The sequence below is a fragment of the Methanobacteriaceae archaeon genome, from assembly GCA_030656015.1.
Taxonomy (GTDB): Archaea; Methanobacteriota; Methanobacteria; order Methanobacteriales; family Methanobacteriaceae; genus UBA349.
In genome coordinates this window covers 304,687-330,338 of sequence record JAUSNX010000001.1, presented here as the reverse complement: position 1 = coordinate 330,338, position 25,652 = coordinate 304,687, and the positions used below count along the sequence as shown (strand labels likewise).

At 32.5% G+C, this 25,652-nt stretch carries 22 protein-coding genes; 10 read left to right on the top strand and 12 right to left on the bottom strand.

The genetic code is table 11. From position 1 onward, the window contains the following. The first annotated feature begins 184 nt into the window (after window positions 1-184). Window positions 185-865 (top strand): TIGR02253 family HAD-type hydrolase, encoded by a 681-nt coding sequence (locus tag Q7I96_01585; GenBank protein MDO9626303.1) that lies wholly within the window; start codon window positions 185-187, stop codon window positions 863-865. 228 nt (window positions 866-1,093) lie between these two features. Beyond that, on the top strand, window positions 1,094-2,650 hold the full coding sequence (locus Q7I96_01580; GenBank protein ID MDO9626302.1) for an ATP-binding protein: 1,557 nt from the start codon (window positions 1,094-1,096) through the stop codon (window positions 2,648-2,650). A gap of 124 nt (window positions 2,651-2,774) precedes the next feature. Here the strand turns inward: Q7I96_01580 and Q7I96_01575 are convergent, their stop codons facing one another. From Q7I96_01575 to Q7I96_01565, 3 genes are all read right to left on the bottom strand, one after another. Continuing rightward, a complete protein-coding gene (locus Q7I96_01575; GenBank protein MDO9626301.1) occupies window positions 2,775-3,548 on the bottom strand; it encodes an exodeoxyribonuclease III in 774 nt (257 codons plus the stop codon). 150 nt (window positions 3,549-3,698) lie between these two features. Then, on the bottom strand, window positions 3,699-5,684 hold the full coding sequence (gene feoB, locus Q7I96_01570; GenBank protein ID MDO9626300.1) for a ferrous iron transport protein B: 1,986 nt from the start codon (window positions 5,682-5,684) through the stop codon (window positions 3,699-3,701). Continuing rightward, complete coding sequence (locus Q7I96_01565; GenBank protein MDO9626299.1) at window positions 5,677-6,453, bottom strand: metal-dependent transcriptional regulator; 777 nt, start codon at window positions 6,451-6,453, stop codon at window positions 5,677-5,679. Before Q7I96_01565 ends, feoB begins: the two co-directional genes overlap by 8 nt. A 184-nt stretch (window positions 6,454-6,637) precedes the next feature. Between Q7I96_01565 and Q7I96_01560 the strand changes: the two genes are divergently transcribed. Then, a complete protein-coding gene (locus Q7I96_01560; GenBank protein MDO9626298.1) occupies window positions 6,638-7,039 on the top strand; it encodes a tautomerase family protein in 402 nt (133 codons plus the stop codon). 145 nt (window positions 7,040-7,184) lie between these two features. On the opposite strand, the gene Q7I96_01555 is transcribed toward Q7I96_01560, so the two are convergent. The 4 genes from Q7I96_01555 to thsA all read right to left on the bottom strand — a co-directional run bounded on the left by Q7I96_01555 (window position 7,185) and on the right by thsA (window position 11,969). Further along, window positions 7,185-7,760: an acetate uptake transporter gene (locus Q7I96_01555; protein MDO9626297.1), complete on the bottom strand. Its 576-nt coding sequence runs from the start codon at window positions 7,758-7,760 to the stop codon at window positions 7,185-7,187. Window positions 7,761-7,801: 41 nt separating this feature from the next. Further along, a complete protein-coding gene (locus tag Q7I96_01550; GenBank protein ID MDO9626296.1) occupies window positions 7,802-8,005 on the bottom strand; it encodes a hypothetical protein in 204 nt (67 codons plus the stop codon). A 109-nt stretch (window positions 8,006-8,114) separates the two neighbouring features. Beyond that, window positions 8,115-10,019 (bottom strand): acetate--CoA ligase, encoded by a 1,905-nt coding sequence (gene acs / locus Q7I96_01545; protein MDO9626295.1) that lies wholly within the window; start codon window positions 10,017-10,019, stop codon window positions 8,115-8,117. 303 nt (window positions 10,020-10,322) lie between these two features. Beyond that, on the bottom strand, window positions 10,323-11,969 hold the full coding sequence (gene thsA / locus Q7I96_01540; GenBank protein MDO9626294.1) for a thermosome subunit alpha: 1,647 nt from the start codon (window positions 11,967-11,969) through the stop codon (window positions 10,323-10,325). Window positions 11,970-12,257: 288 nt separating this feature from the next. Between thsA and Q7I96_01535 the strand changes: the two genes are divergently transcribed. Next, on the top strand, window positions 12,258-13,331 hold the full coding sequence (locus Q7I96_01535; protein MDO9626293.1) for a hypothetical protein: 1,074 nt from the start codon (window positions 12,258-12,260) through the stop codon (window positions 13,329-13,331). A 145-nt stretch (window positions 13,332-13,476) separates the two neighbouring features. Here Q7I96_01535 and Q7I96_01530 read toward each other — a convergent pair whose 3' ends face one another. Further along, window positions 13,477-13,902, bottom strand: coding sequence for a hypothetical protein (locus Q7I96_01530; protein ID MDO9626292.1), 426 nt, complete (start codon window positions 13,900-13,902; stop codon window positions 13,477-13,479). 164 nt (window positions 13,903-14,066) lie between these two features. Further along, the gene (locus Q7I96_01525) at window positions 14,067-15,290 is read right to left on the bottom strand and encodes an FprA family A-type flavoprotein (protein ID MDO9626291.1); all 1,224 of its coding nucleotides are present in this window, start codon (window positions 15,288-15,290) and stop codon (window positions 14,067-14,069) included. 210 nt (window positions 15,291-15,500) lie between these two features. Here Q7I96_01525 and Q7I96_01520 point away from each other — a divergent pair, with 210 nt between their 5' ends. Further along, window positions 15,501-16,286, top strand: a complete 786-nt coding sequence (locus Q7I96_01520) for an alpha/beta hydrolase (GenBank protein ID MDO9626290.1) — start codon at window positions 15,501-15,503, stop codon at window positions 16,284-16,286. Continuing rightward, window positions 16,279-17,229 carry a pyrroline-5-carboxylate reductase dimerization domain-containing protein gene (locus tag Q7I96_01515; GenBank protein MDO9626289.1) on the top strand — a complete coding sequence of 317 codons (951 nt, stop codon included), beginning with the start codon at window positions 16,279-16,281 and terminating at the stop codon, window positions 17,227-17,229. The genes Q7I96_01520 and Q7I96_01515 overlap by 8 nt, the downstream gene beginning before the upstream one ends. On the opposite strand, the gene Q7I96_01510 is transcribed toward Q7I96_01515, so the two are convergent. The 3 genes from Q7I96_01510 to Q7I96_01500 all read right to left on the bottom strand — a co-directional run bounded on the left by Q7I96_01510 (window position 17,116) and on the right by Q7I96_01500 (window position 19,781). After that, entirely contained in the window at window positions 17,116-17,643 is a 528-nt protein-coding gene (locus Q7I96_01510; protein ID MDO9626288.1) for a RimK/LysX family protein, read from the bottom strand. The two genes, Q7I96_01515 and Q7I96_01510, sit on opposite strands and share 114 nt — an antisense overlap. A gap of 115 nt (window positions 17,644-17,758) precedes the next feature. Then, a complete protein-coding gene (locus Q7I96_01505) occupies window positions 17,759-19,138 on the bottom strand; it encodes a cyclic 2,3-diphosphoglycerate synthase (GenBank protein ID MDO9626287.1) in 1,380 nt (459 codons plus the stop codon). Window positions 19,139-19,475: 337 nt separating this feature from the next. After that, window positions 19,476-19,781, bottom strand: coding sequence for a UPF0058 family protein (locus Q7I96_01500; protein MDO9626286.1), 306 nt, complete (start codon window positions 19,779-19,781; stop codon window positions 19,476-19,478). A gap of 552 nt (window positions 19,782-20,333) precedes the next feature. On the opposite strand from Q7I96_01500, the gene hisD reads away from it, so the two are divergent. The 4 genes from hisD (at window position 20,334) to Q7I96_01480 (ending at window position 25,610) form a co-directional block, all read left to right on the top strand. Beyond that, a complete protein-coding gene (hisD, locus tag Q7I96_01495) occupies window positions 20,334-21,605 on the top strand; it encodes a histidinol dehydrogenase (GenBank protein ID MDO9626285.1) in 1,272 nt (423 codons plus the stop codon). 144 nt (window positions 21,606-21,749) lie between these two features. Then, entirely contained in the window at window positions 21,750-23,069 is a 1,320-nt protein-coding gene (aspS, locus tag Q7I96_01490) for an aspartate--tRNA(Asn) ligase (protein ID MDO9626284.1), read from the top strand. Window positions 23,070-23,202: 133 nt separating this feature from the next. After that, a complete protein-coding gene (locus tag Q7I96_01485) occupies window positions 23,203-24,714 on the top strand; it encodes an NAD(P)/FAD-dependent oxidoreductase (GenBank protein ID MDO9626283.1) in 1,512 nt (503 codons plus the stop codon). A gap of 263 nt (window positions 24,715-24,977) precedes the next feature. Beyond that, complete coding sequence (locus tag Q7I96_01480) at window positions 24,978-25,610, top strand: cobalt-precorrin-8 methylmutase (GenBank protein MDO9626282.1); 633 nt, start codon at window positions 24,978-24,980, stop codon at window positions 25,608-25,610. Window positions 25,611-25,652: the final 42 nt, after the last annotated feature.

The window sequence follows — 25,652 nt, the reverse complement described above, 5'->3', positions numbered from 1 at the left end:
TAGATATTTTATTTTAGCCCTATTTTTTATTAATATTTTAATATAGTCATTTATTATCATTTAACGAATGAATTAATTTTACAATTTATTCTATGAATTTTAAAAATAAAAGTTTAAAAATATATTATCCTAAAAACAACAACTTATTAAGTTATAATTGCGCAATATAAAATTAGGTGGGATAATGCTAAAAGCGGTCTTTTTTGATATCGATGATACTTTGTTTGACACTTCAGGTTTTGCTAAACTTGCCAGAAAGGCAGCATTAAATATGATGATTGATGCAGGCTTGCCTTTGTCTTCTTCTGAAGCTTATACTCTTTTAAGAGAAATAATAGCCCAAAAAGGCTCTAATTATGATAAACATTTTAATGTTTTAACTAAAACTGTTTTTGGCGAGGAAAAACCTCTTTTAATTGCATTGGGAATGATAAATTACCATAATGTGAAATTTGCACTTTTAAGGCCTTTTCCAGAAACTACTTCGACTTTAATTAATATTAAGGCAAAAGGTTATCGTTTAGGTGTCATATCTAATGGAATCACTATAAAACAATGGGAAAAACTTATTAGATTGGGAATTTACCCCTTCTTTGATGAAGTGGTTACCTCTGATGAAGTTGGTTTTGAAAAACCTCATGGGCGGATTTTTGAGGAAGCTCTAAATCGTATGGGCTGTAAGGCCGAAAAATCAGTTATGATTGGTAATAAATTTAGTGAGGACATTATGGGTGCAGTAAATGCTGGAATGTCTGCAATTCTGGTCAATTCGGAACTCACTCCTGAAGAAGAGAGTTATATTGAAAAAGAAAATCTTGATGTCCAAATTATTTCTAATATCAAAGAATTAGAGAATATTTTATGAAACATAGATTTCATAAGCCTTTTTTTATTTTAAATATTAAAATATAAAACAATTTTAGAACAATTTTTTATTAAGTTATAATCTTTTTATTAGGATAATTAGTTTCTAAATTATTAATTGGGATTATTTCTGCAGATTTCATGATTTTAATTTTAATATAAGCATTTATTAGTAACCTTAATAAATCTATATATTATTATATGTTTAATTTTATTGGGGTTTGGATGAATGACATATTATCACGATGAACAAATGCAAGAACTTTTTGATCAATTAAAACAACCAAAAACATTGGAGGATCTTCGATTATCTGATGTTTTTGTAAGGGACCTTATTTTAAAAATTATTTCAGCTTTTGGGACTGTTAAAACCAGTAGATTAAATGAGTTGACCGGAATTCACTGGGACATTCTAGAAGCTTCACTTCGTAAAATTGAGGAAGATGGTTTTTGTGCTCAAGTAGGTGGAAGTTTTCTTTTTTCAAGTATTGACTACACAGTAACTCAAAAAGGAAAGGAAAAAGTTAGTAGAATTGCTGAAGAAAATCCTTACATGGGTATAGCTCCAGTATCCTATGAAAACTATGAAGATATGATGAATAAACAGCTAAAGGATCGTCATCCAGTCAATGTACCCAAAGATGTTGCTGAAAAAACCTTTAGTGATGTGGTTGGCCTTCGAAAAGCTAAAACATGCCTTATAGAATCATGTACTATTGGTAAGGGCATTTTTGTTTATGGTTCTCCTGGTTCCGGAAAAACTTTTATTATTAGTAAAACTTCTGATCTTTTACCGCCCATTATAATTCCGAAATTTATAGAGTTCGGTGGAAAGGTAATTCAACTTCATGATCCTGATTTTCATAGAAATTGTCCAGAACAACCTGAAGATCCAAGATGGGTCAAAATACACGCTCCTTTTGTTTTCACAGGTGCTGAATTGAGTTTAAATAAATTAGAAACTCTTTATAACCCTAATAAAGGGGTTTATGAAACTTCCCCTATGATAAAAGCAAATGGTGGAATTTTGCTGGTGGACGATTTAGGACGACAAAGGGACGATCACGAACTTATTTTAAATAGAATGATTGTACCTATGGAAAATAAAAAGGATGTTATATATGTTCGGGGAGTGCCAGTAATTGTCCACAGTCACTTTATTCCAGCTTTTTCTACTAACCTTGATGTGAGTATTATGGATGAGGCCCACTTGAGACGTGCTCCACTTCATATTTTCTTGACCCATCCTCCAGTGGAGAATGTGGCTGAAGTTTTCAAACGAAATTTGGATTTAATCGGGGAAAATTATGATGAAAATATAATTGAGAGATTTAAAAAGGTTTATACTCCAGCAGTTAAAGGTGGGGAAGGACTTGAACCTAGTTACGCCCATGCAAGGGATTTGGCCCATATATGCCAAGCAGCACGTATTATCTCTGGTAAGGATATTATTGATATTGGTATTATTGAAGATGCCTTGGAAAAACACGTTTTGATTGCATTGCAACGAATGAATATTGATATTTCGCAAGTGCAAAAGAAAATAAGGACCTTTAGAATAAAAACATCTCAAAAAGAAGAAGCATACAATAATGTTTCTATTTTTGGGGTTGATTCTATATCTTGTGAATCAGATGGAATAATTGCAGATATGGAAGATAGTGTTACTCCTACTCAACTGGCAGAATATCTAAGGGAAAATGATGTTGCATTTGAAAGTATAGATATTATAGCCGAAACTGAAAGGGAACTCAGAAGGACTATCATGGAATATGAAGAAGATTAAGGCAGGAAATAATAAATTATCGGCTTTTTAATTATTTTCATTCTATTTTTTTTACTTTATTTTTTATTTTCCAATATAAAATTATTATTAAAAATAATAAAAGACTATTCTTTTGATAAATTTATTATATTTCTATTTCAATTCCAATAGGACAATGATCAGAACCCATAACATCTGATAAAATATAAGAAGCTTTTATTTTATTTTTAAATTCTTCATTTACAAAGAAGTAGTCCAGCCTCCATCCAACATTCCTTTCTCGAGCTTTGGTTCGGTAACTCCACCAGGTGTATTGTTCTGGCTCTTGGTTGAACATCCGGAAGGTATCCACATATCCATTTTCCAAAAATTTGTCTATCCAGGCCCTTTCCACAGGCAAAAATCCTGAAATTTTACTATTTTCCTTTGGATGAGCAAGGTCTATTTCCTTATGGGCTGTATTGACATCACCACAAACCACAATATTTCTTCCTTCATCACGCAGATTGTTTGCATGTTCAAGGAAAGCATCATAAAAATCGAGCTTGTATTTTAATCGTTCGTCTGACATTTTTCCGTTAGGGAAATAAATATTGAATAAAACAAAATCATCATAATCTGCAATCTGGACTCGGCCTTCCAGGTCAAATTTTTTTATGCCAAATCCATTGTCAATTTTTGTTGGTTTCAGGGATGAATAAATGCCCACTCCACTGTAACCTTTTCTCTCAGCAGAGTTGAAGTAGCTTTTATAACCATCAACATTAACTAGTTTTTTAGGAAGCTGATCTAGATTAGCCTTGGTTTCTTGAATACAAAGAATTTCTGGTTTATCTTCATTTAACCACTCTAAAAACCCTTTTTTATGGATAGCTCGGATTCCATTTACATTCCAGGAATAAATTTGGATTTTTTTCATAGATTCACTTCCAGTATTTTAAATAAACTTAATATTTTTAATTTAATTTTATACATAATTAATATTTATTTTTCAATATTGAATAAAATCTATTTAAATAACAATCCACTTATTCCTGTTTTGTTTTCGTAATTGTTTTATATTTCTATTTTAAAAAATAAATGGAAGTATATAGGCAAAAATGCCCCCTACAATGAATGCGGTAACTAAATTAGCAGTGGTTATCACACTGGATGCTTTTACTCCAAATTCCCGTATTAATATTCCAACTGTTGAAAGACATGGAATATAAAGCATTCCTACTATGGCCAACACAATAAACTGTTGTGAGGTTAAAGCCAGGCTTAAATCAGTTCCCACAAATGAAACCAATGTTAAAAGTATGAATTCTTTTCTTACAATTCCCAGTAAAAGCAGGACTCCTGCAAATGCAGGTAAACCAAGCCAACCAACGGTTAGTGGTGTTAATAGACTTCCTATAAAATTCAGAACTCCTAATACATATAAAACTTGTATTATGGCCCCTCCAATTATAAAAATAGGGAATACTAAATAAATTAACGATTTGGTACGGTTCCAGGTCTGTTTTAATATCATTGATGCGGAAGGCATCCTTAAAGAGTGCATTTCCATAATCAAACTGGTTGATTCTCCCGGCATTGCTTTAAGGGCCAATTTTCCCATAATGAAAATTATAACCAGATCAAGCACATACAATGCCAGAGCCCACCATATGCTGACGAATATGGCCACTAGACTCAATATAATTATTGTTCGTGCTGCACAAGGTGCAAATGTAATGGCGAATGCTGCTAAAAGTCTTTCCCTTCTACTTTCAAGAATTCTAGTACTGTCAATAGCTGGAACACTGCAACCATACCCTAATATGAGTGGAATGAGAGCTTTACCATGCAATCCGATTTTATGCATGAAAGTATCCATCATGAATGCTACTCGGGTTAAAAGGCCGGAATTCTCAATATAAGATAAAAGAATATAAAATGGGACCACAAACGGTACAATGAGAGTTAAACCTGCTACTAAACCTCCAAAAGCACCATTCCATAATATAACTGGTATGTTACTATATGTGCTGGGATCAACTGGCTGGAAAAAACTCAGTGCATTAGTTATTATCCCTGAAATAAAATCTCCAATTATAAAAGTCCATAGAAGCAGCCCTAATATGACCATGGTTGAAGTAATGTATCCATAAAAAGGATGGGTTAAAACATTATCCAACTTATCGGAAAAGGTAATTTTAACGTCAGTCTGAATTTGGGCCCCTGAAGCAATTTTATTAGCCAGCCCATATCTTTCTGATGCCATAACTGCAAAAGCAGGTTCTTGGTGAATTTTTTCTATTCCTAATTCTAGTTGATAGGCAAAGGGGATTATATTGGGAGATTTTGAATTTACTAGATTCTTAATCTCTGGATCATTTTCCAGTATTTTTATGGCCATCCATTTATTAGGATATTTTAATTCCAGATTTTCAGAATCCATTAAATCTTTCAGTAATTTAATTCTGTTTTCAATTTCCCCACCATATTCAATTGCTTTATAATCAATAGGTATTTTGTTCTCTTTCCGGGTTTTTGAAACTTCTAAAGCTTTTTTAATTAATTCTTGGAGTCCTTCTCCTCGAATAGCAACGGTGGGAATAACTGGAATGCCCAATGCTTTCTCCAGTTTTTCAGTATCAATAACTATGCCCTTTTGTTTGGCAATATCCATTTGATTTATACATATTATCATGGGAATTTCCATTTCCATTAATTGTATAGTAAAAAATAGATTCCGCTCTAAAACAGAGGCATCAAGAACATTAATAACTACATCTGGTTTTTCATGAGCTATGTACTCTCGAGAAACTATTTCTTCCATAGAAAACGTGGAAAATGAGTAAATACCAGGTAAATCAATTACATGAATATTATAATCATCAAATAGTAGTTTACCTTCAGCCCTTTCTACGGTTTTTCCCGGCCAGTTTCCTACTGTTTGTTTGGAACCTGTAAGGTGATTAAAAATTACGCTTTTACCAACATTAGCGTTTCCTGCCAGGGCTATGGTAAAATCAGCATTATTATTGGTAATGTTGGGGTTATCTGCATTTTTAGCTGACTTATCCATGAACTGCAGCTCCATCATTATCAATATTTTCAGGTATAAGTTCTACAAAAACGTTATTGGCTATTTCTCTTCCTAAAGCAAGCTTTGATCCCCTAACCGCGATTTCAACCGGGCCTTTAAAAGGTGCAATTTGCATCATGCTTATGGTAGCACCCATGGTTATTCCCATATCCATTAGGCGTCTAATAACCTTGTAATCTCCTCTTATAAATGAAACCTTACCTTTTTCATGTTCATGAAGATCAACAATGGAAACTAAATTCTCTTTTCGATTTCCAACCTGCGCCACTTCTTCATTTTTCCTTTCCATGCATTCTTCACAGCTTTGAAAGCTAAAATTACACGCTGGAATTAACTCTTCATCATCAGGACATTCATCTGGTCTTTCTAAAAGATGGCAAAGGGCTCTTTCTGCATCGTCGGACAAGGTGTGTTCCATATCACAGGCCTGATCATGCACTTTTTCTTTTTTAATTTTTAAAATGTCATGTAAAAATTTTTCAAGTAATCTATGCTTTCTGGTAACACTTTTGGCTTTTTTGAGGCCAGTTTCAGTTAAAATTGCTCCTTTATATGGAGAATATTTTACGTAACCCATAACATCAAGTTTTTTTAGCATTTGAGTGACACTTCCAGGTGCTATATTTAAATTAGTTGATATTTTAGAAGTTTTAACTAACTGGTCTCCTTTACTGAGTTTATAAAGGATTTCCAGATATTCTTCAATGTTTTCGCTTAATGATTCACTACCTGAATTTTTGTCTGACATTTTAGGCCCACCTAAATTAATTAATAATATTTAAATTAAATTCTTATATATAATTTTTGGTTTGCCTAAAATCATTATAAATAATTAGAAATTAGTAGCATTTTTAAATAGAATAAATAACAAATAAATAAAATATTTCATTACATATTTTTTATAAATAAATATTTACCAATAAAAAAAAGGTGTGAGAATATTGCCACTAGTAAAAATAGAAATTTTAAAAGGTTACTCTGAAGAGTATAAAAAGGCCATTCTGGATGCGGTTCATGATGCTTTGGTAGAATCTATTAAAATACCTGATGCTGATCGTTTTCAGCGTCTTTACGAGTTAGAAAAAGAAAATTTTGAATTTCCACCCAATAAATCAGAGCATGTTACTTTAATTGAGATAACTATGTTTCCTGGAAGATCTTTAGATGCTAAAAAAGCATTCTATCAAAATTTAGTGGATAAATTGGCAAAAAATCCTGGAATTGATGGAGATGACATTACTACAGTTCTTTATGAAGCACCAATGGATAACTGGGCTTTAAGGGGTGGCAAGCCAGCCAGTGAAGTAGATATTGGATTTAAAATAGATGTTTAAAAAACTTGATTTTAAAATAAATATTTTTTTATAAAATTATAAAAATAAATATAAAAAATATTGACCCATTGAGCTTAAATAAATCAATGGGCCATTTTTGACATGGAGGCGTCAAATTAAATTTTTTCAAGTAAATATTGGTTTTTTAAGTAGGTAATAACTTTTTACCATAAGTTTCGTTAAGAACCTGGGCTAATCCAACATATATAGCAGCGAAACCAGTGAAGATTCCTTCATAACCAGCTATAATTGTTATTGTAGCATTGCCCGTTATATCTCCTAAGGCTAAAAGGAAGAATAACACAGCCAGTGAGAAAAATACTACTTGTAGCCCTCTGCTAAGTTTAAGAGTTCCAAAGAACATTACTAAGGTAAATAAGCCCCACATGAATAGATATGCTGCTAGAGATAATTTATCCGGTGCAGCAGCTAAATTCAATTTAGGAAGTATGATTAAGAGTACAAAACTCCACCAGAATAATCCATATGACCCGAATGCTACTGTACCAAAAGTGTTACCTTTTTTGAATTCCATCCCACAGGCTAATATTTGGGCTATTCCACCATAAGCAATTCCCATAGCCAGTATCATACTATTTATTGGGAAAAAACCTGCATTATGTATATTCAATAATACGGTGGTAAGTCCAAATCCTAAAAGTCCAAGTGGAGCAGGATTTGACGTCAAATCTTTTAAAATGACGGTTTTTTTATTTTCCATTTTATTATCCTCCTATTTTATTAATTAAAATATTATTGGCATTATTTGGAGTTTTGATACGATGCATAGGTTTTTCGAACACTGTAACAATTGCGCTGGTACATTTTTTCTAATAAATTATTAGAAAGTTCTCTTAATAAATTATATTTTTCTCTCGTGCTGTATGCTGGGCAATTGCTATTGTAGTAGTTCATTTCACTATTCAGATCATATATTCCTATTTGACTTCTTAATGTATGAGGCATTAAATCACCTTATTTCATTATTAACAATTCAATCAATCTTTTAATCCATCTCCTTTTTTTAAAAAATATATTTAAATTTTATTGACATTATTTAGTAATAATTACCATTTTATTCCTCCAAGGTTGAGGTGTCACCTAGATCTTTTCCTTCTTCCTTTGCACGAAGTATTCTACGCATAATTTTACCACTTCTGGTTTTTGGAAGTGTATCAACCTGCACTATATCTCCTATAACTGCTACTGGTCCTAATTCATAACGGATGTGTTTTTTAAGATCTTCAATAAGAATAGTGTTTAATTTATAACCTTCTTTTAGTATCAAGAAGGCTTTAATCACCTCACCTTTAATAGGATCTGATTTTCCAATAACCGCGGATTCAACCACAGCTGGATGGGAAACAAAGGCTGATTCGACTTCAGCAGACCCTACTCTATGGCCAGCAATATTAAGAACATCATCAGAACGGCCTTGAATCCATATATATCCGTCTTCGTCTTTTCGAGCCAGGTCACCTGCCCGATAAACTCCACCAGGAATTTCTTTCCAGTAAACGTTAATAAAACGTTCTTCGTCATTATAAAGGGTTCTAAACATGGCGGGCCATGGTTTTTTAATTACCAGATACCCTCCTTTTCCAAGAGGCACAGGGTTACCTTTTTCATCTACTACATCAGCCTCTATTCCGGGAAGTGGCAAAGTTGCGGTTCCTGGTTTTAAATGGGAAACTGGTAGTGGTGATATCATGTGCATCCCAGTTTCAGTTTGCCACCAGGTATCCATTATAGGTATTTTTTCTTTCCCTATATTTTTGTAGAACCACATCCAGGCCTCAGGATTAATAGGTTCTCCAACACTTCCCAGTATTTTCAACGAAGACAAGTTATACATGTTTGGATACTTGCTTCCGTATCTCATAAGGTGTCTGATTGCTGTAGGTGCGGTGTATAATTTTGTAACACCGTATTTTTCCACAATCTTCCACCAGGCTCCGGGATCGGGATAATCTGGTGCACCTTCATAAACCAGTGTAGTTGTACCCAAAAGTAATGGGCCATATATAAGGTAACTGTGACCTGTTATCCAACCTATATCTGCGGTACACCACCATAAATCACCATTGTGTATGTCAAATACATTTTTCAAGGTCGTGGCCACACCTACCATGTATCCAGCAGTAGTATGCAGGACCCCTTTTGGTTTTCCTGTACTTCCTGAGGTGTAAAGGATAAATAAGGGATCTTCTGAATCCATTTCTTCAACAGGACATTCACCGGATTCACCTTCTACCAGCCTATCGTAAAATATTTCCCTACCACTTAATTCAGAAACATTAATGGGGTTTCCTGTGTGTCTAACCACTACTACTGTTTCGATAGTAGGGCACTGAAGAATGGATTCATCTACGATTTTTTTGAGATCTATTATTTTTCCCCTTCTAAAAGTCCCATCGGCGGTAATCAAAACTTTGGCATCAGCATCGTTCATTCTTTCAACGAATGCTCCTACGCTAAGTCCGGAATAAACTACACTGTGAACAGCACCAATTTTGGTACAGGCCAGCATAGAAATTAGGAGTTCAGGGCACATGGGCAGATACATTGATACGGTATCTCCCTTTTTAATGCCTAAATTTTTCAGAGCATTGGCCATTTTATTTACTTCACGGTAAAGTTCGTAGTAGGTGAGTTTTTTTTCATCTCCCCTTTCATTGGTATATAAAATGGCTACCTGGTTCCTTTTATCAGTTGAAATCCACCTATCAACTGCGTTGTAGGCCAGGTTAATTTTTCCATTGGTGAACCACTTGTAAAATGGTTTTTTACTTTCATCCAGAACTTTGTCCCATGTTTCAAACCATTCAAATTGTTCTGCTTTTTCAGACCAGTATTTTTCCAGGTCTTTTCCTTTTTCGATTTCAGCCTCCCAGTTTTTCACATGGGCTTCTTCCACAATTTTATAGTTTGGTTTAAAAAGCCTTTTTTCATCTAGGAGAACAGAGGTGTCCTTAGTCATATTGCACCATCCTTTCACTTTTCAATGATACTAAGTAAGTTGGCTTTGACATATATATTTTACTATTATTAATCATTATAAATATTGATTAATCATGTTAAATATTAATTTGTCGTTAATATTTCTGATTTATTGATATATTAATAACAAAAAATTAAAGATTATTGCAAATTTATTGAATTATTGGGAATAATGTTGAACATTAGGAAAAAATTAGTTTATAATTTTTTTAAAGTTATTTTAAGACAAATTTTTAAAAATAGAAATAAAAAGAAAAAAGATAGAAGGGTTAATTCCCATCTATTACATCATTGGAGGCATTCCACCGGGCATTCCGCCAGGCATTCCACCCATACCTTCCATTTCGCCGCCTCTACCTTCAAAGGCACCGCTAGCTGCAATCATATCGTCAATTCTTAGAATCATTTCTGCAGCTTCAGCAGCAGATTGAATGGCCTGTTTTTTGACTCTTTGAGGTTCGATTACACCTGCTTCTTTCATGTCCATTACTTCGCCTTGGAAAACATCTAATCCCATGTAGTGGGATTTTTCGTGGGCAGATCGTAAATCTACAAGAGCATCTATACTGTCTAAACCTGCGTTTTCAGCTAGTGTTTTAGGAACGATTTCTAAAGCTTCTGCAAATGCAGCAACAGCTAATTGTTCTCTTCCACTAATGGTATCTGCGAAAGCTCTGAGGCCTTTAGCAATTGCTATTTCTGGAGCTCCTCCACCGATAACAACCTTTTTATCTTCTAAAGTAGCAGCAACTACACCTATAGCATCATCGAGGGCTCGTTCGATTTCTTCAGCCACATGTCTGGTGCTTCCTCTTAAGATAATGGAAACAGCTTTAGGTTCTTTGCAGTCTTCTACAAATATGAGAACTTCATCAAAGATTTTTTTCTCATATACTTTTCCTGCTTCTCCTAAATCATCAGAACCTAAATCATCGATGTTAGTTACCAGTTGAGCACCAGTAGCTTTTTGTAATCTGGTCATGTCAGATTTTTTAGCCCTTTTAACAGCAAGAATGCCTGCTCGAGCCAAGTAATGCTGGGCCAAGTCATCAATTCCTTTTTGACAGAATAAGACATTTGCACCAGAATCTACTACTTTAGCAACCATGTCTTTAATCATTTGCTCTTCATTTTCAATGAAAGCTTGCATTTGAGCAGGGTCAGTTAACTTGATTTTAGCATCAGTTTCCAGATCTTTTACTTCAATTGGGTATTTTAAGAGAGCAACTTTAGCGTTTTCAATCTTTTTAGGCATAGCTGGGTCAGCTCGGCTTTTGTCGATAACAACACCATTAACAATTTCAGATTCGTCGACGCTTGCGCCTTGGATTCTCTGAATGTTTATATTGTCCTTTTCAACTTCCCCATCTTCTTCAACTTGCATAACTGATCCAACAATTAGTTCTGCTAATGATTCTTTAGCTTTTTCAGAACCTTTACCAGTCATAGCAGTCATGGCCACTTTTAATAAAGTGTCTTTATCAGAAGCATCAAATGAAATTTCTTCTAAGATTTCTTGAGCTTTTACTGCTGCTTGCCTGTAACCCATGGCAATGATTGTTGGATGAACATCCATTTCTAGTAAGTTTTCAGCTTTTTTCAGTAATTCTCCTGCGATAATTACTGCAGTAGTAGTTCCGTCGCCTACTTCGTCTTCCTGGGTTTTTGCTACTTCTACTAGCATTTTTGCAGCGGGATGAGCAATATCCATTTCTCGGAGGATGGTTACTCCATCATTTGTTACCACGATGTCTCCTAAGGAATCCACTAGCATTTTGTCCATTCCCTTGGGACCTAAAGTAGTCCGAATGGTTTCTGCTAATATTTTTCCAGCTAAAATATTTAATCTCTGGGCGTCTCTACCCATAAAACGGTCAGTACCTTCAGGTAATATTAATATCTGTTGGCCTTGGCCACCTAACTGTGCCACAATAATCACCTCATAATTGTTCTTGTAATCTATCGATGGGTTAGAGGTTCTATAAATAGTTTCTTATTATAACTTACAATTGATTTATGTATTAAATTTTAATTTTCATCTTTGGTTTGATTTTTTTACTATAATTCCAAAAAGAATATTTTATACATCAAAATCATTTAGAAATTATTAAATATTATTTTAGGCAATTATCTTAAGAGATTAATATTAATAATCTTAATTTTATTTATAAATCTAATTTTCATAGTTTTTTTAATTGATTAGTGGAGAAATAGTAAGATGAAGTGTAAAAACTGCGGTACAGAGAACCCCGATGATGTAGAATGCTGTGTAAAGTGTGGTAAAAGAGTTAATGAGAAAAAATATCGGATTTCCTGGATACCTGTAGGAATAGGGGCTGCTGTTAGCATCATATTATTATTTTTGCTCCGGGCACTGATGGGCGAAGGAAATCTTCTACTAGATTCTTTTACACCCTGGGTCATGCTTTCCGGGGCCATTGCTACTGTTTTATCTTATAAAAATTTGTGTGCAGGATATGATTTTAATCCTCTCATTTCGGGGATAATATCTGGAACTATTGCTGGTTTATTAATACTTGCGAGTACTCTTTCATTTATTGATGTGCTGAGATTCTCATGGATGTGGATAATAGTATGTATCATTTGGGCCTTTGCTGGAACCATCATAGGTATAACAATCAATCTAATACGAGAAAAAGATAAAAGACTGTTTATACCCATTATCATCGTAATCGCAACCATAGTACTATCAATAGGATACGTAAGCAATTCCATGACAACCAATGGGAACTTTAAATTAGCACTTACTGATCAAATCATGATTCTAGAGTTAGATAATATTCTTCAGGCAGAGGCGGATTCTTTTATTAAAAATTCAACAAATTCGAATGGAAATAAGACAGATCTGAAAAAAGCACAGGCAAATTACCAAAAAATGATTGAAATCACCAATAACGGAATTATTTATTGGAATAAGGTTATGCTGAAAAATTCAACATCAGATATCCAAAAAGAATACAGTAAAGAGTTAGAAAAATACCTAGTACTCAAACTACAATACTATAAAACAAAAAAACAAGCCATAGACCTCCAAATACAAGGAAAAACACGACAAGCACAAAACAAATACAAAGAAGCACAGAAACTATTACCACAAATCAAGGCACAAGAAAAAAGAATCAATAATACTCTAGAAAAAGACCCTGAACTACAAAAAATCGTTAAATACGAAATTGAAAGCAATAAGAGGCTTGTTAAAAGATATAAAGAAAAACTGATTAATGACAGTTTCATACCACAATATGTTCTTAAACAAAAATATGAAAAATAAATAATCCCTTTCTTTTTAATTTTAAACACTAAATTTTATCTTATTTTTATCTTATTTTTTACTTTTATATTTATTTAAAATCATTTAGATAATTATTAAATATTATTTTAGGCCGTATACTATTTTAAAAATAAAAAACAATCATTTAAAGCTCTTTTGATCGAGTACTGTCTCGCGGAAATACTTTAGGCACAAAGGTCTTGCAGAAATCAGGAGTTACCCGTATCATTTCAAGTTCCATTTTTTCAACAATCTCTTCTTCCAGCTCTGGACTTTTAGTGGTAGATATGGAAAAAGACTCATCCATAACTTTTAATTCAATTGTTTCATTACCCATAGAAATTTCAAATTCAACTTCGTGTTTATTCTGCATGGAATCAACCACATCATCAAAGATTTCATCAGATAGCTTCAGTAATTTCCGACCTTCAGGAAGATAAGTGTTTTTGGCAGTTTTTATCTGTTTAATACGAACAGGAGCACAACCTTCCGTTTTAATAGTCTTTCTTATTGACCAGAAAAGCCCTAAAACTAATTTCTTCTTGGTCTCTAAAGCATTATCAATTTTCATTGATTTCAAATTAATCCCTCCTTGAAATAAACTTGATAGCTCCCAAATGAAAAAAATAACTCCTAAAGAAAATTAAATTAATAATTTAACTCAAATATATTATACGAATAATTTCTTAATTTAAAAAATATGAATTATAAAGATTTAAATGCACAAATAAGGCTTTAAATCTTTTTAATCTTTTCAGCAACGGATTTTCCTATTTCATAACATTTATCCAAGTTATCTTCTTTTGGAATGAAATCGACATCCAGTGTTTCCACAACTTCAAAACCGCACTTTTCGAGTTCAGTGGACAGTTTTCTGGTGGCTCCTCCACCCCATCCTTTGGAACCAAAGGCAACAGCTAATCTTTTAAGACCAGTTCTATTGAAGCTTAGGCCCTCTAGATAATACATTAAATCTCCTAAACTAGGGTAAACTCCATTATATAAAGTAGGACTTCCAATGAGGATAGCTTTACTGTCCAAGATGTCTTTTACTATTTCACTTCGCTCATCATGACTTAAGAAGTACATAACAACTTCTACGTCTTGACCCATAGCTCCTTCGGCCATGGCATGGGCCATTTTTTGGGTAGAATAATGCATGGTATCATAAACAATGGTGATTTTATCCTTGCATTTTCCAGTAGCCCAGTCAGTGTAGGCACCAATCATTTTTAAAGGATCTGTTAAAATTTGCCCATGTGATGGTGCAATTACTTTAATCTTATCCAGAAGGCCTAATTCTGTGACTTCTGCAAATTTTCTAAGTACTAATGGGGATAAAGGTGTCACCAGGTTGGCAAAAAACTTTTGGGAAGCTTCCATAAGCACATTCTCTGGAATTTCGTGATCATATCGTTGAGTTAAACAGAGATGCTGACCAAAGGCATCATTAGAGAATAGAATTCCATCTTCCACTAGCAAAGTAAACATGCTGTCTGGCCAATGTATCATAGGGGCTTCTAGAAATGCCAGGGTTTTCCCTCCTAAATCCATAGTATCTCCAGTCTTAACAATTCCTATCTCCATGCTTTCCAATGCAGGATAATGATTTTTAAGGCCAGCCACACCTTTTTCAGTACAGTAAACTTTTGCTTCAGGGAATTTCTTGCATACTTCTACTAATGTTCCGCTGTGATCCTTTTCCACGTGATTTTGAATAATAACATCAATTTTAGGTTCCTTACCTTCTTTTTCGAAAGCATCATTAATTCTTCCCCAGAGTTGCCCAGAGGTTCCAGGATAACTGTTGTCAATTAAAGCAACCTTTTCCTCTCCAAATACCAGGTAAACATTGTAAGTTGTTCCACCTAATGTGTATCCATGATAATTTCGGATATCCCAATCCATTACTCCGGTCCAATAGACTCCATCAGCCATTTTTTTTGTGTCTGCTTTCATATTTAACACCTATTAATTAATTAGATTGAATTTTTAGTTTAGGTACCAGCTATTATAGTATAATATTATTATTTCAAAGTATTATATTTTATTAAAACTATTAATTAAGAGAAAATATATTCCATTGATAAATAATGAAACTTAATAATGACTTAATTAATTATTATTCTTACTAAAATTTCTTATTAAAATTAATTTAAGAGGAATAGAATGGATTTATATTTAAAAGAAACAGGAAAAAATAACCCTGAAACTATTGTATTTCTGCATGGTGGGGCACTGGGTGGTTGGATGTGGGATAAACAGTTGGAGGCGTTTAAAGATTACCACTGTTTAGTTCCAGATCTTCCAGAACATGGTAAAAGTAGCGAAATAAAACCATTTACTATAAAAAATGCTGCTGCGGATATACTAGATCTAATCCGTAACAGGGCCCATGGGAGAAAGGCCCATGTGGTGGGAATATCTTTAGGTGCTCAAATTGCGGTGGAAATGTTAAGCAAATCACCGGAACTTATTGATCATGTTCTTATCAGCGGAACTCTTGTTAGAAGAATTCCTGCAACAGATTTTTGGTTAAAACTCTTAAATTATACTATAAAAGCATATATGCCTATAAAAAATTCTGATTTTTTAATCAAAGCAAATATTAGAAGCTATAATTTTCCAAAAGAGTATTTTAAAACTTTAAAAGAGGCCACGAAGTCTATTTCTTCAGATTCACTAAATAGAATTTTACATGAAAATATGCTTTTTAAAATACCTGAAGGTCTGGAAAAAGTAAATAATTCAGTTTTGATTATTGCGGGTGAAAAAGAATATGGGATTATTAAAGATTCAGCCAAAGATTTGAATGATGCACTCTATAATTCTCAATATTTCATTGCTGCTAATATGGTCCATGCCTGGAATTTAACAGAACCTGAATTTTTCAACAGTGTTTTGAGAGCATGGATTATTGATAAAAAACTGCCAGAGGGACTTATTTATGAATAAAATGAAAATAGGATTCATTGGATATGGAAGTATGGGAAGTATGATTTTGAATGGGTTTTTGGATTCGAATTCAATATCTGCTAAGGATATAATGGTTTCCAACCGTACTATTTCTAAATTAGATAATTTAAAGGAGAAATATCCAGAAATGGAAATTTCCCCAAAAAATATGGATTTGGCCAAAAAATGCAATCCCATATTTCTTTTTGTAAATACTGGTGAAGTAAAGAATGTACTAGATGAAATAAAAGATGGAATAGCGAAAGATGTCCATATAATTCATATATCTGCGGGTTTAAGCTTAAAAACAATTGAAAAAAGTTTTTCTTTTAAAATAACACAAATAATTCCCAGCTTAACTTCAGAGCTTAAAGAAGGTGTATCTCTGGTATGTCACAATGGAAAAGTTAATTCAAAGGAAAAAGAGTTCGTAGAAAGTCTTTTTAGCAGAATTAGTAATGTAAAAGTTGTGAGAGAAGAAGATTTAGACATTTCTACGGATCTCACTAGCTGTTCCCCTGCTTTTATGGCATATATTTTCAAGGAATTTGCTGATATTGGGGCTGCTAGAAGTGAATTAACTGAAAAAGAAGCAGAAGAAATGGTTTTACAGACTTTATTAGGTACAGTTAAACTTTTAACTGAAAAGAAAATGAGTTTTGAAGAAATAATATCTCGAGTGGCCACTAAAGGTGGCATTACTGAAGAAGGGATAAAATCACTGGAAACGGATCTTCCATTAGTTTTTGATAACTTATTTAAAAGCACTTTTAATAAACGTGAAAAATTAAAAAGAGATTTAGATAAGCAATATAATGTTTATCTGGAATTAATCCTCAATTTTGTATTCAAATTCCCAGAATGGTTTTCCTTTGGTTTCTTTCTCTTCCAAATGTTCCATTTCATGAGAAACTCCGTAAGCACTAGGCCCTGTAAATTTTAAAGGATTATTTATCTTTTTAAGTCTAATTTCTGATTCTATAGGGTCCAAAGTAGCTTCTAGAATGTAATCAGCATCAACTGAAACTTTATATGGTCTTTTAACCATTTCACGTTCCTGTTTATTACTGCATTTCTCTAAACGGTAAACAGTACCTTCTTGTGCTAAAATAACTGGATTTAAAAATAAATAAACTCTTTCTAAAGTATAACCTAACTTTTTTTCTTCATCATAATGGGTGAGCTTTTCTTTGATGGACATAACTTTTTTAGAATTTTTATTTAAGCTCCAGTCACCACCAAATCTAATAGAAAAAATAAGGGGTAAAAAAGTATCTTCTGGCAGTTCAAGTTTTTTTATAACTTTTTTTTCATTTAAACTAAATTTTAAAAGCTTTTTTAATTCTGAGGATTCCAATATATCACCTAAAAATCGAATAATGGATTTAACTTGATAAAATTAAAAATAAAACTCTAGGAATTCAAAAGAACTCCTTTTTTTTAACTTCTATATATTATATTAATTAACTTAATTATTTTGAATTAAATGATTCAATAGAACGGTCTACCACTTCAATAATTGCTTCAGAAAGGCTACCGTATTTTTCATCAATTACGATAGGGATGTTATCACAGTAAACAACTTCCAGTCCGGCTTCCAGAGAATCTTTAGTAGCCACATCCACTGCCGCTGCCTTTAGCTCAGTTAGCATCACGTCTGCTTTTTCAATGTATTTTTCAATGTCTTTTTGTAAAAGAGGTCTATTAGAAAGGTGAGGTGTAGTTCCTACTACTTTGCAACCATATTCTTTTTCTAAATGTTCTACTAAAACGCTTTTAATTGAATCTGGTGCGGTGGTGGCAAATAAAACGTTTTTACCTTTCACATCTCCCAGTGGTTTTGGCCTAAATACTGTAGGAATAACTTTTGCTGTAGGATTAACTTCTTTCACAAGCTCTTCAACCTGTTTAACTTTTTCAGCACTAGCCATAGGCTCTTCGCACATGGTCAAAACAACTAAATCTGCTAATCCTATTCTAAACGGACCAAAAAAGTTTTCTATATTAATTAGGGGTTGGTTAACACCTACCAGGACTATGTGTTTGTCGGTCTTTACTGGGGGTATGGCTGCTCCACTTCCTTCCATAATTACAAAGTCAGCATCAACTTCATTGGCCAGTTGAGCACCTTTTTTCATGTTGGTAATGAAAACGTCCCCTACCATTCCGCCACCACATCTGCGGCATCCAATAGTGAGTATTCTACTCATTAAAGCATCTTCCCAGTGATCTGATGCAGCATGTACTCCTTTATTTGATTGTTCCATTAAAAATTGAGGAGTTATTTCAATTTGATCTCCACGGACAATTTCGGGTTCTTCTGGCCCTCCACGGCCCATAGCAACCACGCAAGGATTATATTCTTTTTTATGAATTAATCTGGCAGCATAAGCAGAAACTGCTGTTTTACCAATTCTTTTACCGGTTCCCAGGATTTTTAAAGAAGGTTTTTTCAAAACTTCGTATTCAGTCAATGGTTGGAATTTAAAATCAGGCCCTTCATAAGGGACTCCTAATGATAATATTATTGAAGCAATCTTGAATCTTTGGGAATAGTCAACTACTGGTTCATCTGATAAATCCATTACAACGTCTACATCATATTTTTTCACAGACTCTGAAATGAGATCATAAGGAATTTCATTAGTGTGTGGGCCAAAATGAACTGGCCGCCCCATCTTTTTAGAGAAAGATTCTTCACTAGTTTCCCTTAATTTTTCAGTTCCTCCAATAAATACCAGAGCTACAACTTCTAAATGTTCTAAACTATCCAAAGTATCAATTGCTGATTTAGTGACAGGTAGATAATGTTCTCCATCCACTAGACACATCATTTTTTTTATAGCCTTCATATTAAAACTCCTTTTATTAAAAAAAGATAAAAAACAAAGATGAGGTAGATTTAATTATTAAATAAATTGTTTTTAACATTATTAAAATTTTTTGGTATTGATTAAAAATTATAAGCTTAGAATATTTAAAAAAAAAAGAATAATAAAATCTAATTAATATTAATTAGTTAAAATAAAAAATAAGATTATTTGGATATTTAAAAGTTTATTTGCTCCTAAAATTGTATCTTTGAAATAATCCTTTAAATAATCAGTAAAATGGTCTTAAATAAAAATTAGGCATCATTTAAGATAAAACAAGTGTTAACTCCTTTTTAATGCATTTATCTGGATCCATTTATTTTGCTAATTGAACCTCAACCTTAATTAATTCTTTTTTAGATCTCTTTGCAAGTTCAGATAATCCATTTACTACATTAGATGGTAAGGTTCCTGAATTCTCTTTTGCTATAATTTCAGAAATTGCGCTTGACAGAACAAAAATTGCGTATTTATGTTCAGCTTTGGTTCGGTGGATATGATGTGGGCTTATATTGAGCGAAATATAATCTTCACACTCGCTTTTTATTTCATAGCCATTTTCCAAATATTTTAAGACATATACCAAAAATTGGTGGAGTTGTATCATTTCATCTTTATACATGGGTACCAGCCTCATCTCCTATTTAAAATTAGAATACGCACCTTATAGATGCTAGCTTTCTTTGAGAACGCTTAGATTAGTATGATTTTGTAGTATGAAATTAAATAATATTGTGATAAAAATTATCTAAATTAAAGATAATATTTAGTGAACATTCTTTTTTTATAATTGACATTAGATAAGGTTTTCCTTACTAAATAATTTCTAATTGATAATACTAATGACTTTTACTTAATCCTTGTTTGTTTCATATAATCTTATCTAGTTTCTAATTACTTGATTTATTATTACCTATTTAAAAAAATTATTTAATAAAATTTAATTTAAAAATAATCACTATTATTCAATTATTAGAATTATTTTTTTTATTATAAATAAATATAATAATGATTTCTTATAATCTTAATTAGTATTATGGCAATTTATATTTAATAAAAATTTATTTTATAAAATCAATTACTAAAACTATTCATTAAAAAAGACTTTATTTAATATTAAGTGTTATAACTATAAATTAGTTTATAAGATTGATACAATTTTACTGTGATTATAATGGAAATTATAGAATATAAACGTGAAGATGTTATAGAACTTGTTAAACGTTCTCAAATTGATGTTGATGATGTTTTGATTAGTGTGCAATCCATTATTAATGAAGTAAAGATTCATGGAGATAATGCACTGAGTAAATTCACAAAAAAATTTGATGGCGTTAAACTAAAGAATTTCAAGGTTTCTCAAGATGAAATAGAAACTAGTTATCAAAATTTGGAACCTGAAATTATAAATTCGCTGAAAAAAGCTTCTGAAAATATAGAAAAATTTCATCACTCACAGCTTCCTAAAGAATGGTTCCAAGAGGTTGCTCCAGGAATATGCGCAGGCCAAATAATAAGGCCCATTGAAAGTGTAGGATGCTATATTCCTGGTGGAAGAGCTGTTTATCCTTCAACAATATTAATGACAGTTATTCCGGCTAAAATAGCTGGTGTGGAAAGAATTGTGTGCTGCACTCCGCCTCAAGCTGATGGTGAAATTGGAGATGCTTTGTTAGTGGCCGCAGATTTAGCTGGTGCTGACGAGATTTATAAAGTGGGCGGTGCTCAAGCCATTGCTGCATTAGCTTATGGGACCGAAGAAATTAAGAAGGTCAATAAAATTGTAGGGCCTGGAAATATTTTTGTAACCGGGGCCAAAAAGTTGGTCTATGGCGAAGTGGATATTGATTTTCCGGCTGGACCTTCTGAAGTTCTAATAATAGCTGATGAGGCTGCTAATGCAGATTTTATTGCTTTTGATATTCTGGCTCAGGCTGAACATGATCCAAATGCTTCCTGTGTTCTGGTGACCACTTCCAGTGATCTGGCTAATGAAGTACAGAGTATTGTTCTACAAAACATTAAATATATGGAAAGAAGCAATATTATAAAAGAATCTCTGGATAAATATGGCAAAATTATTTTAACGAATTCTACTCAAGAATCTATTGATTTTACCAATGAATATGCAGCAGAACATTTAATTATCATGACTAAAGACCCTGAAGAAACACTTAAATCAGTTAAAAATGCAGGATCAATATTTTTAGGTGAATTAACTCCTGTTTCTGCAGGGGATTATGGTTCTGGAACTAATCATGTTCTTCCTACAGCAGGATGTGCTAAGATGTATTCTGGCCTTTCCACTGAATCTTTTTTAAAGAAACCAACTGTTCAAAGATTATCTAGGGAAGGTCTGGAGAATTTAAAAGATGTTGTTATTCCTTTAGCTGAATATGAAGGTCTTTTTGCCCATGCAGAATCATTTAAAAAGAGATTAAAATAATTGATTAAAATTTTCAAATATAGTTTTTAATATTCAACATGGTAATATTTTAATTTAATATTAATTTAAAATATTCTAATAATGTTTCAAATAAAAAAATAATACTTATTTAATTAATAAATTCAATTTTAGAGGTGTTCAACATTGATGAATTCATTAGGCGATTTAAGAAGAAGTCATTATTCTAAAGAAATTAATCCAGATATGAATGATGAGGAAATCCTGGTTATGGGATGGACTCATGAGATTCGAGATCTGGGTGGAATTATTTTTGTTCTTTTAAGAGACCGTGATGGTTTAGTCCAGATTACTGCTCCCAGCAAAAAGATTGAAACAGATCTTTTTGAAAAACTGCGAAAAATTAAGAAAGAATCTGTAATTGCGGTTAAAGGAAAAGTTCAGGGATCTCCCAAAGCTCCAGGTGGAGTGGAAGTTATACCTTCCGAATTGTACATATTAAATGAATCTAAACAGCCATTACCTCTGGATCCTACTGAAAAGGTTAGAGCAGAGATTGATACTCGTTTGGATTCCAGGTTTTTAGATCTTAGAAAACCATCTATTAGTTCAATTTTCAAAATTAAAAGTACTATGCTCCATTCTGTAAGAGTTTTCTTAGAGAAGAATGGATATTTAGAAATTAACACTCCTAAGTTAGTAGCTTCCGCTACAGAGGGTGGAACAGAATTATTCCCTATCACCTATTTTGAGAGGGAAGCATTCCTTGGCCAAAGCCCTCAGCTTTACAAACAGATCATGATGTCTTCGGGATTTGATCGAGTTTATGAAATAGCTCCGATATTCAGAGCAGAAGAGCATGATACCCTCAGACACTTAAATGAGGTCATTTCAATTGATATAGAATCTTCTTTCATGGATCAACACGATGTGATGGATGTTTTGGAGAAACTGGTTATTCAGTCTATTACTGATGTTACTGAAAACTGTGAAACAGAACTTGAGGTTCTGGGAAGAGATTTGCAGGTTCCAGAAACTCCATTTGAAAAAATCGAGTACGATGAATTGATTGATATGGTTAATTCTAAGGGAGTTCCAATTGAACATGGAGAAGACTTATCCCGAGCGGCAGAAAAAGCTATGGGCGAAATCATGGATGGATATTATTTCATTACAGGATGGCCAACTGAAATTAAACCATTTTATGTCCTACATGAGGAAAAAACACCTGAAAAGAGCCAGGCCTTTGATTTAATGTATAAAGATCTGGAAATATCTTCTGGTGCTACCAGAGTTCATCAGCATGACCTTTTAGTGGAAAAAATTAAAGGAAAAGGATTAAATCCGGAATCTTTTGAGAGATACTTGGCAGCTTTTGAATATGGGATGCCACCTCATGCTGGATGGGGATTAGGGGCTGAAAGGTTCAATATGACTTTAACTGGCCTTAATAACATTAGAGAAACGGTTTTATTCCCAAGAGATAGAAGAAGGTTAACTCCTTAATTTCTATCTTTTTCTAATATAATTATTTGAATTTTAAGAATTTCAACAATTTTTTTATTTTTATTATTTTTAAATATGTAATTTTCAATCAACAATAATCGCTGATTAGAACTTAAAGGATTTTGAAAATATCATGAAAATTAAAAATTCTTCTATTGATGACTCATCTAATGGAAAAAATGGAAATATTATTAGTTATAAGATTGCAGTTATTGGTGGAGGCCCTGCGGGTATAATGGCGGCAATATCTGCTGCAAAAATGTTATCCAAGAGCAGGAGTAGTCATAATAAAAAAATTAATCATAAATCTAAAATTAAAACTAAAAAAAATAATGAATTTCACGATGTTGTGTTAATTGAGAAAAATGAAACACTGGGCAAAAAACTCCTTTTAACTGGAGGAGGGCGCTGCAATATTACTAATAATTCAGATCTAAAGACTCATATTAATGCTTTTGGAAAAAATAGTTCTTTTTTAAAGCCTTCGCTTTATAATTTTGATAATAAATCTCTGCTGACTTTTTTTAAGGATAAAGGATTGGATTTCAAGGTTGAATCTCATGGAAAAGTCTATCCTGACGATGATAAATCTTCTTCTGTATTAAAATTACTAGAAGAATATCTCCAAGAATATAATGTAAGACTATTATTGGGTCACAAGGTTAGCAATATTGAAAAAAATGAGGATTATTTTGATATTTCTATGGAAAAACATTTGAAACCTCAGAAAACGTCAAATGAATTTCAGAGTAATATTAACCAAAAAAACTTTAATAGAAAAAACTCATCTATTAAATCATCTAAAGTTATTTTAGCCACCGGGGGCCTATCTTATCCATCAACGGGTTCTACTGGGGATGGAATGAAATTTGCGGAAAATTTAGGCCATAAATTAACTAAATTGAATCCTGGTTTGACACCACTAAAAGTTCAAGAGGAATGGATAAAAGATTTATCTGGGTTAAAATTTGAAAATATTGGCCTTAGCTTTAGAAAAAGTTCTAAAAAAAGAGTTTCGTATATGGGGACTATTTTATTTACTCACTTTGGCCTATCAGGTCCCGGAATTTTGGATTTGAGTCGAGAAATTTCTTTACTAACTAACTCTCATATTAATTCGCAAAATTTCATTAAAAACAATGAAAGGAACAATAAAGAGAAAATAGGACTAAATAATTTTCCAATGGAAATCTTTTTAGATTTAATTCCTGAAATATCAGTTGATGAATTAAAGGATAAATTTAATTTAGAATTTTCCAAAAATGGTAAAACTATTATAAAAAATTATTTAAAATCAATTCTTCCTAATAAGCTTATAATTCCATTTTTAACTAATTCAAATATAGATCATAATATACAACTCAGTAAAATCTCGAAAAAAGAGAAAAATAGACTAATTATTAATCTTAAGGACTTAAAAATTTATATAACTGGATTAATGCCTTTTAAAAGTAGTATGGTAACCTGTGGTGGAGTATATCATAAGAATATTCATTCAAAAACCATGGAATCAAAATTAGTCAGTGGCATGTATTTTTCTGGTGAAATAATTGAATTTTGCGGCCTAAGTGGGGGATACAATTTGCAAATGGCTTTTTCTACTGGCTATACTGCAGGTAAAAATGCTGCAACTTCATTAATCTAATTTAATTAACTTCATGAACCTGATAAGGATTTATAGTTAATTCATTTTAATAATTTTAATTTTATTATTTTAGAAATTATCTTTTTTAAAAAAATTTATTATATCCCTAACATAATAATGTATAGAATAATTAAATAAGTCTGCATATAAATTAATATTTAATAGAAAAATTCTAATGAGTTGTCAATTTTATTGATTATTCATTAATAAAAATCTAAATTTAACTAATAATATTATTTATACCTCAAAATTGAGTGATAATCATGTTCATGGGTGCATCTACTAAACAGGGCTACGAAATTGCCAATAAAAGCCGGGATATAGTTAGGTCATTAATTGGTGACAAAACCGCCTCACTATCCCCTGAAGAAAAATCTATTGTAGAGAGAATTGTTCATTCCACGGCTGATGTGGAATACGCGGATTTAACAATTATAACGGATGAATTTGTTTCTAAAAGTGTTAAATCGTTAAAAGAAGATTTGGATATTTTAACGGATATCAATATGGTTCGTGTTGGTATAAATAAATATTCTGGTGATGTTAATTGTTTTATAAGTCACCCTGATGTCATTAAAATGGCCAAAGAAAGTGAAATTACCAGAGCGGCAGCAGCAATGCAATATGCTGCAGATATGGGTTTTGAGGGGATTGTGGCCGTTGGAAATGCACCTACTGCTCTTTATAAACTCATCGAACTGATTGAAAATGGAGAAATGGATGTTAAATCTGTTGTTGGAGTTCCTGTTGGTTTTGTTGGTGCTGCTGATTCAAAAGAATCACTTTTAAAAACAAATATTGATAGTTTAATAACCAGAGGCCCTAAAGGAGGCACTCCCGTGGCTGTAGCTGCTATAAATTCCCTTATTAGTATTAGTAAAACTGGCCAGGAATAATGGTTAGTTTTGTTTAAAATTATTTTAAATATTTTATAAAGC